The 12,910-nt window shown below is 29.0% G+C and carries 13 protein-coding genes and 2 pseudogenes; 8 read left to right on the top strand and 7 right to left on the bottom strand.

Translation table 11 applies throughout. The annotated features are described in order from the left end of the window. The 5 genes and pseudogenes from ACR0QS_RS05640 to ACR0QS_RS05660 form a co-directional block, all read left to right on the top strand. Positions 1-517, top strand: a pseudogene (locus tag ACR0QS_RS05640) (hypothetical protein); the annotation flags it as partial. A gap of 33 nt (positions 518-550) precedes the next feature. Then, positions 551-2,155, top strand: a pseudogene (locus ACR0QS_RS05645) (DNA translocase FtsK); the annotation flags it as partial. Positions 2,156-2,321: 166 nt separating this feature from the next. Continuing rightward, the gene (locus ACR0QS_RS05650; RefSeq protein ID WP_432632466.1) at positions 2,322-2,873 is read left to right on the top strand and encodes a restriction endonuclease subunit S; all 552 of its coding nucleotides are present in this window, start codon (positions 2,322-2,324) and stop codon (positions 2,871-2,873) included. Beyond that, positions 2,863-3,264: a glycosyltransferase family 10 domain-containing protein gene (locus ACR0QS_RS05655; RefSeq protein WP_432632467.1), complete on the top strand. Its 402-nt coding sequence runs from the start codon at positions 2,863-2,865 to the stop codon at positions 3,262-3,264. Before ACR0QS_RS05650 ends, ACR0QS_RS05655 begins: the two co-directional genes overlap by 11 nt. 88 nt (positions 3,265-3,352) lie before the next feature. Further along, positions 3,353-4,510, top strand: a complete 1,158-nt coding sequence (locus ACR0QS_RS05660) for an MFS transporter (RefSeq protein WP_432632468.1) — start codon at positions 3,353-3,355, stop codon at positions 4,508-4,510. On the opposite strand, the gene ACR0QS_RS05665 is transcribed toward ACR0QS_RS05660, so the two are convergent. From ACR0QS_RS05665 to ACR0QS_RS05695, 7 genes are all read right to left on the bottom strand, one after another. Beyond that, entirely contained in the window at positions 4,507-6,771 is a 2,265-nt protein-coding gene (locus ACR0QS_RS05665) for an MMPL family transporter (protein ID WP_432632469.1), read from the bottom strand. The genes ACR0QS_RS05660 and ACR0QS_RS05665 overlap by 4 nt on opposite strands. Then, positions 6,749-7,342: a LolA family protein gene (locus ACR0QS_RS05670; RefSeq protein ID WP_432632470.1), complete on the bottom strand. Its 594-nt coding sequence runs from the start codon at positions 7,340-7,342 to the stop codon at positions 6,749-6,751. Before ACR0QS_RS05670 ends, ACR0QS_RS05665 begins: the two co-directional genes overlap by 23 nt. Positions 7,343-7,360: 18 nt before the next feature. Continuing rightward, complete coding sequence (locus ACR0QS_RS05675; RefSeq protein ID WP_432632471.1) at positions 7,361-8,341, bottom strand: glycosyl transferase family 2; 981 nt, start codon at positions 8,339-8,341, stop codon at positions 7,361-7,363. Further along, positions 8,338-8,676: an ApeI family dehydratase gene (locus ACR0QS_RS05680; RefSeq protein ID WP_432632472.1), complete on the bottom strand. Its 339-nt coding sequence runs from the start codon at positions 8,674-8,676 to the stop codon at positions 8,338-8,340. Before ACR0QS_RS05680 ends, ACR0QS_RS05675 begins: the two co-directional genes overlap by 4 nt. Then, the gene (locus tag ACR0QS_RS05685) at positions 8,666-10,039 is read right to left on the bottom strand and encodes an AMP-binding protein (protein ID WP_432632473.1); all 1,374 of its coding nucleotides are present in this window, start codon (positions 10,037-10,039) and stop codon (positions 8,666-8,668) included. The genes ACR0QS_RS05680 and ACR0QS_RS05685 overlap by 11 nt, the downstream gene beginning before the upstream one ends. 19 nt (positions 10,040-10,058) lie before the next feature. Then, the gene (locus tag ACR0QS_RS05690; protein WP_432632474.1) at positions 10,059-10,322 is read right to left on the bottom strand and encodes a phosphopantetheine-binding protein; all 264 of its coding nucleotides are present in this window, start codon (positions 10,320-10,322) and stop codon (positions 10,059-10,061) included. A 62-nt stretch (positions 10,323-10,384) separates the two neighbouring features. Beyond that, on the bottom strand, positions 10,385-11,107 hold the full coding sequence (locus ACR0QS_RS05695) for a beta-ketoacyl synthase chain length factor (protein WP_432632475.1): 723 nt from the start codon (positions 11,105-11,107) through the stop codon (positions 10,385-10,387). A gap of 146 nt (positions 11,108-11,253) precedes the next feature. Between ACR0QS_RS05695 and ACR0QS_RS05700 the strand changes: the two genes are divergently transcribed. From ACR0QS_RS05700 to ACR0QS_RS05710, 3 genes are all read left to right on the top strand, one after another. After that, a complete protein-coding gene (locus ACR0QS_RS05700; RefSeq protein WP_432632476.1) occupies positions 11,254-11,847 on the top strand; it encodes a chromate transporter in 594 nt (197 codons plus the stop codon). After that, the gene (locus tag ACR0QS_RS05705; RefSeq protein ID WP_432632477.1) at positions 11,844-12,422 is read left to right on the top strand and encodes a chromate transporter; all 579 of its coding nucleotides are present in this window, start codon (positions 11,844-11,846) and stop codon (positions 12,420-12,422) included. The genes ACR0QS_RS05700 and ACR0QS_RS05705 overlap by 4 nt, the downstream gene beginning before the upstream one ends. A 117-nt stretch (positions 12,423-12,539) precedes the next feature. Next, complete coding sequence (locus ACR0QS_RS05710) at positions 12,540-12,806, top strand: hypothetical protein (RefSeq protein WP_432632478.1); 267 nt, start codon at positions 12,540-12,542, stop codon at positions 12,804-12,806. Positions 12,807-12,910 lie beyond the last annotated feature (104 nt).

The following is a 12,910-nucleotide window of genomic DNA, read 5'->3' on the forward strand; positions in this document are numbered from 1 at the left end:
AAATAATTTTAATAATTTAAATAATTCTTATGATTCAAATTATTTAAATAAAGCTAGTCAAAATAATCAAAATAATTTGCAAGATTATAATTTTCAAAATAACGATTTAGAAAATAGAGAAAACGATTATTATCAATATAATTCAAATAATAAATCCAATAATAAAGAAGATTTTAATCGTAAAAAAGAGGATATTCTTTCAAAATTAAGAAATATGGTTAATAAAAATAAAACGACTAACGATAAAGAATATGTTTCAACTTCAAATAATATAAATAATTCAAATAAACCTTTTGAATTTAATATGGGATACGCCGCAAAAAGAGAATATAATCGCTCGAACCATATTCCAGAAAATTATAATAATTATAATAATTTTAATTATCATACGGACGACAAATTGGAAGAATTCGATTTGGACGAAGAAGAATTATACAAAACGGAAGATAATCCCAATTATATAGAAGATATTCAAATAAAAGAAATAAATGAAAACAATAACAATTTTATAGAATAAAAACAGAATTTAAATAATATAAATTTTAAAGAGATAGAAGAAAATAATAATGAATCTCCGTCTTTTATAAATATTGAATCCGATAAAAAAATAAATATCATAAACGACAATCATAAAGCAATAATTAGAAGAACGAAAAGCGATTTGGATTTGATACAGTCCAATTTTGACGCTAAATATGTCGACAAACATTATCAATATCCGCCTTTCGATTTATTAAATAGAGCGATTCCTATTAACGATAACGCGATGATGGAATCGATAAAACAGACTGCTATTCAGCTTGAAAACACTTTGCTTGATTTTAATATCGAGGCTAAAGTTACGGGAGTTTCGCGCGGACCGGTTATTACGAGATACGAACTCGAACTTGCCGCTGGAACGAGAGTTTCAAAAATAGCGAATCTTACGGACAATATAGCTTTGGCTTTGGCTTCGGAGAGCGTTAGAATAATAGCGCCGATTCCCGGTCGTTCGGTTATCGGAATTGAAATACCGAATAAAGTGAGAAACGCCGTTTATTTGCGCGAGGTTTTGGAAAGCGTGGATTTTAGAAATTCCAAATTGGATATTCCGTTCGTTTTGGGAAAAGGAATTTACGGAAATAATGTGGTTTCGGATATGTCGGAAGCTCCACACCTTTTAGTTGCGGGAACTACGGGAAGCGGAAAGAGTGTTTGTTTGTCCACAATAATTCTTTCGCTTTTATATAAATTCCGTCCAGATGAACTTAAATTTATATTTGTCGATAAAAAGAGAGTCGAACTTTCAATTTATAACGGAATTCCGCATTTAATGTCTCCAGTCGTTTCGGACGAGAAAAAGGCAACGATAGTTTTGAGATATATCGTAGATATAATGGAAAAACGATATGAGCGAATGGAAAGATTTTTTGTCCGCAATGTAAAAACTTATAACGAAAAAGTAAAACAGCTTATAAAAGAAGGCGAAACTGAATTCAACGGCGAACCTTTGGAATTATTTCCTTATATAGTTTTGGTTATAGACGAACTTCACAATTTGATGGTTGTCGCTTCAAAAGAAGTAGAAGATTTAATTTCGCGTTTGGCGGGAATGAGCAGAGCGGTTGGAATACATTTGATAATCGCAACTCAAAGACCTTCGGCGGATGTCGTGACGGGAGTTATTAAAGCTAATTTGCCGACAAGAGTAGCTTTCCAAGTTCCGAATAAAACAAATTCAAGAATCATAATAGATATGTCGGGAGCGGAACAATTATTGGGAAAAGGAGACGCTTTATTTTGTGCGTCTGGAAGTCAAATGCCCGAAAGAATACAGGGCGCTTTCGTTTCCGATAACGAAGTAAAAAAAGTTGTCGATTATTTATCGGGCATAATGTCTCCGATGTTTGACGAAAGTTTGATAGCCGCTTTGGAAGGAAGCGATGGAGACGATAGAAATTCTGACGAAGAAGATATACTTGACGAAGAACTATGGGAAGACGCCGTTAAACTTGTGGCAAGAACGGGAAAAGCGAGCGCATCGTTTTTACAGCGCAGATTAAAAATCGGATATAACCGCGCTGCAAGAATAGTGGAGATAATGGAGCGTCAGGGAATAGTGGGACCAGAAAATGGAAGCAAACCGAGAGAAGTTTTGATTTCGTTGGAAGAATAAAGAATTATGTATTCGTTATTATTATAAAATATTTTAATATGTTAAAATATTTCAATTTTTTTAACATATTGAGCCAATATGTTAAATTTTTTGTATTTTTTTAACATAAATAAAACCTAACTTTATAAAATTTGCTTATTATAATAATAAAATATATAATCAAATCATGAATAAATTACCTAACGACTGGACACAATCGACTTTTGGAGAATGTTTGAAATATGAACAACCAACAAAATATATAGTAAAGTCCACTAAATATAATGACAATTACAAAACGCCTGTTTTAACTGCTGGAAAAAGTTTTATTTTAGGTTATACAAATGAAACGGATGGTATATTTACTCAAACTCCCGTTATTATATTTGACGATTTTACGACTGATACAAAATTTGTAGATTTTCATTTTAAAGTTAAATCATCTGCAATGAAAATCTTACGCTTTAACGGAAAAGCTGATATTAAATTTTTATATTATTTAATGCAAATTCTTTATCATAGAAGCGATACACATAAAAGATATTGGATTGCAGAATATTCAAAAATAAAAATTCCATTACCTCCGTTAGAAACTCAAAAAGAAATAGTTTCGATATTAGACAAAAAATTTAAGGCGATGGACGAAATCGAAAGATTAAATAATGAAAATATAGAGAATTTATTATTATTAAAAAAGTCGTTATTAAAAGAGGCTTTTAGCGGGAAAATTGCTCCATAATGACGACACTTTAAAAAATGAATTTAATAATAACAAAATAGAATATTTAAGAGATTTCAAATTTAATATCTGTCCCGAAAATACAGTTAGCGATGGTTATATAACCGAAAAATTATTTGATTCGTTTAGAGCGGGATGCATTCCAATTTATTGGGGAGACGAAAATATTGAGTTGGATTTAGTAAATAAAAACGCTTTATTATTTTATAGAAAAGGCGAAGACAATTCGGCGCTTTTGAAAGAAATCGAAAAATTGAATAGAGATGAAAAATTATTTGACGCTTTTCAAAACCAAATAAAAATTAACGATTCTATGGTTGATTATCTTTGGGAAAGAAGAGAGAAAATTCTAAACAGGCTGGAAAGTTTGATAGAAGAGAGATTGAAATAATTTAAATATTATCATTGACATATACAAAATTAATTATAAAATCTTTGTCGAATTATAAAATTTTATATAAATATTTTAGGAGATTAAAATGCCTTTTGCAATATTTATGCTTACATTTTCTGCATTCGGAATAGGAACGAGCGAATATATAATAATGGGTTTATTGTCGGAAATAGCTGAAGATTTGAAAATTACGATACCTCAAGCTGGTTCTTTGGTTACTATGTATGCAATGGGAGTTGTTGTCGGCGGACCTTTGCTTGCCATTCTTACGATGAAACTTTCAAGAAAAATCGCCCTTCTCTCTTTAATGTGCATGTTTATAATTGGCAATATTTTATGCGCGTTATCTACAAGTTATCATTTCTTAATGGTTGCGAGAGTTTTGGCGGCTTTATGTCATGGAACTTTCTTTGGAATAGCTTCGGTTGTGGCGGCGGGAATGGTAGCCGAAAATAAAAAATCGCAGGCTATAGCTTTGGTTTTTATGGGAGTTAGTTTGGCAAATATATTGGGAGTCCCAGTAGGAACGCATATTGGCGAACAGTTCGGATGGCGAGCTACATTTTGGCTTGTAAGCGCAATAGGAATTCTTGCCGTTTTAGCTTTATTAAAATTTATTCCGTCAAAATTGCCAATGCCGAGCGGAGACATTATCGGAGAGTTTAAAATTTTAAGACATAGAAGAGTTTTCATTCCGCTTATTTTATCGGTTCTAACTTCCGCAAGTTTATTCACAATATTTACTTATATCGACCCGATTCTTCAAAAAGTTACTATGGTTGATAAATCCACCGTAGTAAAAATATTATTTTGGATAGGAGCGGGACTTTCGATAGGAACTTTAACGGGAGGAAAACTCGGAGATAAAAGTTTAATAAAATCTTTAATCTCGATTATGTTTATAATAGTGATTATTCAAATTATAATGTTATATGTCAATACAAAAGTTATTCCTATGATAGCGACTCTATTCGTTTGGAGCATAACGGGATTTGCGGTTTGTCCTATGCTTCAGGCTTTGGTTGTTGAACAGGCGAAAGGCGCGCCGAATTTAGCTTCGACTTTCAATCAAAGTTCTTTTAATTTGGGAAATGCAATCGGTGCAAAATACGGCGGACTGCTCATACATTACGGAATCGCTTATAAAAATTTGTCAATATATGCGGCGATTATAATGATTATAGCAATTATTTTGACTTTATATTTCAGGCATTATATAAAACATATAAAAACTAACGATTAATTTTTATAAGAATCGATTTTCAAAAGAACGGGCGATAACAAAAACGCGGTAAGTATTCCAATAAATAAAAATAATCCGAAAGATTTAACGGGAATAAATCCGCTGAAAGATAAAGTTCCGAAAGATAACGCTGTCGTAATCATTGACAAAAATATCGATAAAAATGTAACTTCTTTTTTCGCTTTGCTTTTTGAAAAGAAAATGCAATAATCTATCGATATTCCAATAGAAAGTATGAGAGCGAATACGGAAAATATATTTATACTCAAATTAAATATCGAATGAACGTTCAAATTTATAAGAATTGAAATTATTTGAATCATAATTATTGCAATAGCGTGTTTTTTATTGAAGAAAATTATCATAAAGAAAAATATTATTATATATGCGATTAGCGCGGTTTTTATCGCCGTTCTTGCCGTTTTATCCAAAGCCTCGTTTATTTCAAAGTTTATATTAAATATTTTTATGTTTTCGTTTTCTATAATTTTCGTTTTGGTTTCGTCCGTTGTGGAAATTATAAAATATTTTCCGTCATTTTTTACGATAAGTTTTTTTAATTCGCTCATGTTTTCAATTAAATCTTCAATATTAAGAATTTCGTTTTTTATATTTTCAAATTCCGATTTTATTTTATTATAAACTTCGTTATCGAATCCCAAATCTTCCGTTTGTTTTTTTAATAAAGGCATTAAATTATTTTCAACAAGTTTTATATTTTCTCTCTGTCTTTTTTCCGAATAAAAAACTTTTGAAATTGCGCTGTAATTCGTAAAATAGTTTTCCAATGTTTCTTCGTTTTCTAACGCGTCCGTTAAAGAATCGCCTCTCGATATAATTATATTTTTTGATAAAGAAGAATTTAATCTTTTATAAACTTCCGTTTCGCTTTCTGCAAGAAAATCTGGAGGATTATAAAGCTGATTTGAAGAAAAATTAACTTTTAATTTTGGAATATTTATTATCGAAATTAAAATAACGAATAAAATCAAGAACAAAATAAATTTAATATTTAAAAAATTGACATAACCGCTCAATATATTTTTAGTTTTATTCAAAATATTTTCTCCTAAAAAACGACTGTCACTACTAAAAATTATAGGATAAATTATAATCACGGTTAAAAACGAACTTGTAAGTCCGAATATTGAAAATAAAGCGGTTTGTTTCAAAAGCGAAAGCGAAGTTAAAGATAAAGCGAAATAACTTGCGATTGTCGTCATAAAACTTAAACTCATACTCGGAAATATTTTTTTCAAAACTTCTTTTTTCTCTTTTTCGTTATACCATTCGGTTATAAAATGTATAGAATAATCGAGCGACACTCCAATCAAACTCGTTCCAAAAACAAAAGTAAATATATGAATAGAATCGAGCAATATTGAAAGCAGAAAAAACGAAGTGGCGGAAGATACGGCAATCGAAATCATAGAAATTATATAAGGTTTCACCGATTTGAATATAAATAAAAATATTAAACATATAAAAATCAAAGAAACCGCGGATATTATCGTTATCTCTCTTTGAGCCGATTTCTGACTGTAATACGCATGAATAGGAACGCCCGAAATATATATTTTTACTTCTTCGTCATTTTCTATTTTTTTTAATAATTCGGTTAATCCGTCAAAAAAAATCATGCTGTCAAATTTTTTAGGAATATCTATATTAATCAAAATATTAAATTTTTCTTCATAATTTATAAAATTAATTCCGTCTCTCGTTTCGACATTATTATTATTTTGAAGCAGTTCCATAAGTTTTGAATTTAAAACAAAAAAAATATCGTCTTCAATATTGTCTACTATCGGAATAAAAAACGGCGAGTAAAAATTGGCAATGCCTTCTTCCGCTATCCTATCGCCTTGATTATCCAAAAGAGCGTTTCTAATTTCTTTAGATATAAGCTGGTATTTATATTTTATAATAGTTTCCAAAATATCGTCATAATTTTTAGAATATAAATTAACCTCCGCATTTTTAAAATTTTGTTTTATATAATTTTCTATTTCTATAGCCGAATTTTTAGCCTTATCAAAATCTTCGCTTTCAGCTAAAATTTTAATCTCGCTTGAATTTTGTAAAAAAAATGTTTCAACGCTATTTTGAAAATCTTCACTTTCTTCAAATTTCGGAGCGATTGATAAAAAATTAGTTTCTATTTTTGCTCTATCGTTAAATCTAAATAAAAATAATAAAATAACTGACAAATGAACGATTAGCCATAATAAAATTTTTTTATTCAAAATATTTTTTTTCATTATCCGTTATCTCGTTTCCCGCGTATAAAATATTCATTATATATTCCGTATAGCCGTTTTTATTATATATTCTTATTCTTTCAATATAGCCTTCTTCGGATATTTCAATTTCGATTTTATTCAATATTTTTTTCAAATCGTCATTTTTCGGAGTATAAATTATATTTTTATTTTCGTCTTCGCTTTTATCAAAAGATTCGTTTATCGCTTTTTCATCGTAAGTAAAAATTGATTTTATCGTATCAGCTATTTGGGAAAACATCGCGTTATTTGAATCCGATAATATTTTTTTTTCGCCGTTTGGAAGAATCATAGAAATATTTTTTTCGCCCATTACGGTTATAGACTCTTTCGGTTTTTTGGTAAACCAGCAAATTCCGTATCCGCTCGCCACAAAAAAATCTCCCGAAGATTCAAAAGATTTTTTATTTCTGTTAAAATATAAAATCTGTTTATAATTTCCTTTAAGTAATTTAGCGTCTTTATATTCGCTTTTAATCTGCGCCGTTAAAAACATTGAAGTTAGAAAATATATTAAGATAAAACATTTTAAAATAAAAACTTTTTTCATTATATTAATTCCTTGATTTTAATTTTCTTGATTCCAAAAACAATACATATTATACCATTGATAAGGATATTTTATAACATGCTTTTCTACAATATCTGCAAATTCTTTCGTAAGTTCAAGCACAATTTGAGATTTGTCATTTTTCGTTATTCTTTTATTTTGAATATTTGAAATAATTTTCGATTCGTAAATATAAAAATCGTATCTTTTCGGAATTATTTTATCCTGCTCTCTTAAAGCGAAAAAATAATAAGTCGGATATTTAAGTAAAACGGGAATCAAAAAAGCGCCGTAAGGAAATGGAGCATCATCTCCCAAAAAATTAACCAAATTAAATTTATCGCTTTTGCTCGAAGTTCTGTCTCCAGCAATCGCTATTATCTCTCCGTTATTTAATTTCGATTCCATTGATATTATAGTTTCGGGACCTATATTTTTTGCGTCTATAAAATCAACCGAATTATCTTTGCTATTTTTCGCCGAAGCTATCATTATATTTACATTTTTATTCATGTTAAAATCCATCACAATATTTATCTTGCAATTTTGAATAGGATTTCCTTCGTTTATCGCAGCTAAAGCTTTTAAAAGTTCTATATTTCCCAAATGAGCGAATAATATTATAATTCCTTTTTTTCGTTCGAGCAAATCTATAATTTTATCATAATCTTCTTTCGTTTTCAATGTCAAATCTTTCAAAGGTATGTCTCCGTTCCAAGCAGCAAATTTTTCACAAACTGTAACTATAAAAGAAACCAAATGTTTATAATAATGAAAAATATTCGCTTTTACTTTTTTATTATATTTTGAAATTCTTTTTAGAAAATCTTTCGAGGCTTTTATTCTTCCGCTTATAAAATAGTAAATAAAATAAACAAAACTTACGGGAAATATCAAATAAATTATCATTAAATTTCTTCCGAATATTCTATAAACTAATCTTGATAAATTTATTTTCCATTTATTTCCTATTTCTTTTTCTTCAGTCCAATGTTTCATAATATTTTAAGCAGCGCTTTGCCTTCGGAATATTTTTTATCGTTATCGTATATTTTAAAAGATAGATAATCGTTTGAATAATGTCCTTCGATATTTACTTTAGTATTCGGATAAATCATATTGACAAATTTTACTTTCGATAATTTTTGAACGGCAAAATTAGTTTCAAATATTTCTTTTGCAATATCGACTGCGATTTTAATTTGAGCTATAGCGGGAAGCAATTTAAAATTTTCAAAATGCCCGTCAAAAAAAGGCAAATCTTCGGATATAAAAACTTCCGCTATAAATATATTTTCATTTTTATGCTTCAAATTATAATTTTTATACTTCATAAGATTTATTTAAAACTTCAAATTTTTCCATTATGGCGTCAAGCTGTTTTCTGTCTATTTTGCCCATCTCCGTTCTTGGAATTATATCGGTAAAATATATCTTTTTAGGAATTACAATTTTATCGAAATATCCTTTCAAATAATCTTTTAAATATTTTCTCATATTATCTTCATTCGCATCCGCATCGCTCAAAACTATAAAAGACGCCACATATTCTCTATTTTCCGATTTGCAATAAATTGTATAACTGTCTTTAAAATTTTTATCTTCCAAAATTTGTCTGTCTATTTGCTGAACGCTTATTCTCTTTCCTTCAATTTTAACTATGGAATCTTCTCTTCCCAAAAGCTCGAATTCGTCTTCGTTTTTCATGTCGACAACATCGCCGACATGCACCCAAAATCCTTCTCCCGTATAGCCCGAAGAACAAAATAAACTTCCGTTTTCATTAACTTTAAGCTTCACTATTTTTACTCTCGTCCACAAATCTTTTTCGCTTCTCTTTCTATAAGCCATACATCCGCCTTCAGTGCTTCCGTAAATTTCTATAGCGTCCGTATTAAAAGTTTCTATGCATAAATCGTTCACTTCTTTATCCAAAGCTCCCGTTGAAGAAAAAACCGTCCATTTTGATTTTATTTTTAAAGAAGATTTATCTATTCTCTTCAAAAACGCGGGATTTGTTATGAAAGTAATATTTTTATATTCTTCAAAATTATTCAAAGTTTCCAAATAATTTATTCTGTTATCGGCTAATTTCAATTCCAAAATATAAGGAACTAAAAAATCGAAAACGAAACCGTAGCTATGATAATGAGGAACGCTGTAAACGAATATCGAATCTTTCAAACCTTCGCCGAATTCTCCGATTATTTTCAACGCTTCCGCCTCGAACTGTTTCAAAGTTTTTTCAATCAATTTTGGAAAACCAGTAAAACCCGAAGTATAGAAATTGACATTAAGATTTTCGTCTATTTTATTCGACTTCAAAAAATCAATCCATTTTTCGTCAAATTCTCCGTCAAAAATATTTTTAAGGGAAACATGCGATTTTTCATCGTCCGATATATAAACCATAGAATAGTCAACTATTTTATCCACATATTTTGGGCTATTGTTATTAAGAACATTGACTTTCTTTTTTAGCAAAAGCGCCGCGGAAATAACGGTTATAAAATAATAAGCGTTGTCTATAAAAATCGTAATCGTGTCTTTATCTAATTTGGAAATATAATCCAGCGATTTTGCAATATCGATTACAAAATCTTTATAACTTATTTGATATTTATTTTCTTTATGAATCAAAAAACTTTCTTCAGAATCTTTCAAAGAATAAAAATTTGTTTCGCTCAATTTTCGCATAATAATATCCTTTTTATTTTTATTGTTTTTTAGAATTTTCTCTTATATATTTTGCCAAAGTGTTTACCGAATAGAAATGCTTTTTATTATTTTCTTCAATATCGGAAAATGTTATTTCAAAATGCTTTCTAACGGCTACTCCGATTTCCAAAGCGTCAATCGAATCGAGTCCGAGTTCTTCTCCAAATAAAGGCATGTCGTTGTCAATATCGTCCACTGTCATGTCTTCGAGATTTGCAACCTCAATAATGATTTTTTTAATTTCGTTTTCAAGATTTTCCATTTTAATTCTCCTAAATATTTTTTATTTTTTTGTTTTTATATTTTTTTATTTTTCTTTATATTTTAATTTTGTTTTATTTTATTTAATTCTATTTTTCCCAATTTTAAATCGGTTTGATTTGTAGAAATAAATTTTATAAAATCAATTATAGAACTTTCGTCTTTTTTATCTTCACTATCTTTTATTTCAATATTTATATCGCTTTCGTTTTTATCTACCGATATGATAAACGAAAACGCAAAAGAATAATTTTTATCTTTCGATATTTCCTCATAACTTTGCGGAAGTTTTTCATCCGCTATAATTAAAAGCGCTTTATTATAATCGCTCGAATTATTCAAACATGAAATCGCCTGCAAAAGAATCGTATCCAAAAAATTTTCATAACAAGTAATTGAAACCGCTCTCGCGTTATTTTTATAAAATATCGTAAGCTGTCCAATCGCCGTATTGAAAACCGAATAACTAAATAATGCGGGCGAAACTTCATGCTCGGTTACTATTTTTTTAGACATATTAAACTGCTGATTAATCTCTCCGTATTTTGAAACGAAGAAAATCGGAATCTGCTCGTTTTCTTTTATAAGATTTTTAACCGATTCAAAAACATATTTCGTTATTTGGCTGAATCTTCTTCTCTGCGCTCTCGGAATAAAATCCAAATCGGGCATAGCGTCTCCGTAAGATATATTTATGTTTTCGTTTAATCTGCTTAAAATATATTCTTTATTCATATTTGGAGAAAAGAAATCCCAATCCACTACTTTAAAACTTAAATTTGACATTTGCAAATTAGTATAAATTATATTGCCATAAAGTCAAGAACTAAATAAAAATAAAATCGTTGACAATTAATTAAATTGATATAATCTATTTATTATCTTTATTAAATTGTAATAATTTCAAATAAAAATAAACGGAAAATAAATTCATGGAAACGAAAAAAAACGATAATATAAATACAAAAGAAAAAAAAGCGTCATTTTGGACTATGTTTATATCATTTTCTTATATCGGACTCGTCACAATAGGCGGCGGACTTGCAATGCTTCCGATAATGGAAGATGAATTTGTAAATAAAAGAAAATTTCTAACCAAAGAAGAAATAATTGATGTTTTCGCTCTGGCTCAAAGTATTCCCGGGGTTATTGCCGTAAATACTTCGCTACTTACGGGATTTAAAATTGCTGGAATATTGGGCGGAATTATGGCGGGCATCGGCGTAATGACTCCGTCTTTTATAATAATACTTATAATAGCGCCAATATTTGAAAGATTTCAGAATTTGGAATATGTTAATAAAGCTTTTTTGGGAATCAAAGGAGCGATAGCGGGATTAATATTATTATCTGCCTACGGAATGGGAAAGGAAGTTCTTAAAAATAAATTTACCGTTATACTTTTTTTATTGAGTTTTATTCTTGTAGTATTTTTAAAATTTAATGTTATATATACGCTTTTAATTTCCGCTTTAATCGGATGGATTTATTATTTAGCGGATAAAAATATAAGGAAAAAATTATGATTTATTTCAGACTTTTTTATGTTTTCGCAAAATTGGGACTTTTCACTTACGGAGGCGGCTACGCTATAATCGCGCTTTTATTAGGAATTTTGGAAGATTACGGCTGGGTAACCGCTTCGGAATTTTCAAAATTGGTTGCAATATCTCAAATAACGCCCGGTCCGATTGCAATTAATTCGGCTACTTTCGTTGGTTATAGAGTCGCGGGAATATTAGGCTCTTTTTTTGCCACATTAGGAATATTTGTCCCCGCATTTTTTATCACAATGATTGTCTCTCAATTTTTCTACAAAATAAAAGAAAACGAACAATTTAACGCGATAATGAATGCTTTGAGAGTATGCGCTGTCGCTTTGATAGCTTCGGCAGTAATTACATTTTCAAAAGACGCTTTTTTTGTCAAACTCACGGAAACTTCGATATTAAGAAATGTAGATTTTATTCAAAACATTTTTAAGTATATAAGTCCAATCGGAATATTCATTTTCGCTTTATCAATATTTTTGAAAATGAAAAAACTTCCAATAGTGGTTATAATATTGATTTCCGCAGTTTTGGGGGTGGTTTTGTATTAAATTTATACAATTTAAATAGATTTATAAATATTACGATATTTACAAAATAAAAATTTTACTTTTACTATAAAACATATGTTATTATAATTAAACACTAAAAATTTTAAGGAGAAGTATATGCATAAACCATATATACTAAAAAATATTATTAATAGAATTTCTTATAAAGATAAGAAAACATTTGAGTATAATTATGATAAGGATATGAATGTTACAAAAGATAATGGTATGCCCTTAATAGATGAACATAATAATTTTTTACACGGCAGAACAAGCACTGAATTTTTCCCAGAGGAAGATGACTTTGAATTAAATATTTTAGGATTGCATACGAAAACATTTAACAAGGATGAACATGATGATGACTCAAATATGTTTTTCTAATTTTATATAAAATTAACTATTTTAATTTTTATTATATAATTTAAGTAAATGAAAAATAAAGTTATTTTAATAACGAATACAAATGATATTACAATAGACTATAT

Origin of the sequence: Brachyspira sp. (assembly GCF_050873525.1) — a bacterium.
Classification (GTDB): Bacteria; Spirochaetota; Brachyspiria; order Brachyspirales; family Brachyspiraceae; genus Brachyspira.

Excerpts from the sequence above, each read along its gene's own strand:
- ACR0QS_RS05695 (WP_432632475.1), bottom strand. The coding sequence starts at position 11,107 with ATGTCAAATTTAAGTTTTAAAGTAGTGGATTGGGATTTCTTTTCTCCA.
- ACR0QS_RS05680 (WP_432632472.1), bottom strand. The coding sequence starts at position 8,676 with ATGAAGTATAAAAATTATAATTTGAAGCATAAAAATGAAAATATATTT.
- ACR0QS_RS05675 (WP_432632471.1), bottom strand. The coding sequence starts at position 8,341 with ATGAAACATTGGACTGAAGAAAAAGAAATAGGAAATAAATGGAAAATA.
- ACR0QS_RS05710 (WP_432632478.1), top strand. The coding sequence starts at position 12,540 with ATGCATAAACCATATATACTAAAAAATATTATTAATAGAATTTCTTAT.
- ACR0QS_RS05670 (WP_432632470.1), bottom strand. The coding sequence starts at position 7,342 with ATGAAAAAAGTTTTTATTTTAAAATGTTTTATCTTAATATATTTTCTA.
- ACR0QS_RS05705 (WP_432632477.1), top strand. The coding sequence starts at position 11,844 with ATGATTTATTTCAGACTTTTTTATGTTTTCGCAAAATTGGGACTTTTC.
- ACR0QS_RS05650 (WP_432632466.1), top strand. The coding sequence starts at position 2,322 with ATGAATAAATTACCTAACGACTGGACACAATCGACTTTTGGAGAATGT.
- ACR0QS_RS05660 (WP_432632468.1), top strand. The coding sequence starts at position 3,353 with ATGCCTTTTGCAATATTTATGCTTACATTTTCTGCATTCGGAATAGGA.
- ACR0QS_RS05690 (WP_432632474.1), bottom strand. The coding sequence starts at position 10,322 with ATGGAAAATCTTGAAAACGAAATTAAAAAAATCATTATTGAGGTTGCA.
- ACR0QS_RS05685 (WP_432632473.1), bottom strand. The coding sequence starts at position 10,039 with ATGCGAAAATTGAGCGAAACAAATTTTTATTCTTTGAAAGATTCTGAA.
- ACR0QS_RS05665 (WP_432632469.1), bottom strand. The coding sequence starts at position 6,771 with ATGAAAAAAAATATTTTGAATAAAAAAATTTTATTATGGCTAATCGTT.
- ACR0QS_RS05700 (WP_432632476.1), top strand. The coding sequence starts at position 11,254 with ATGGAAACGAAAAAAAACGATAATATAAATACAAAAGAAAAAAAAGCG.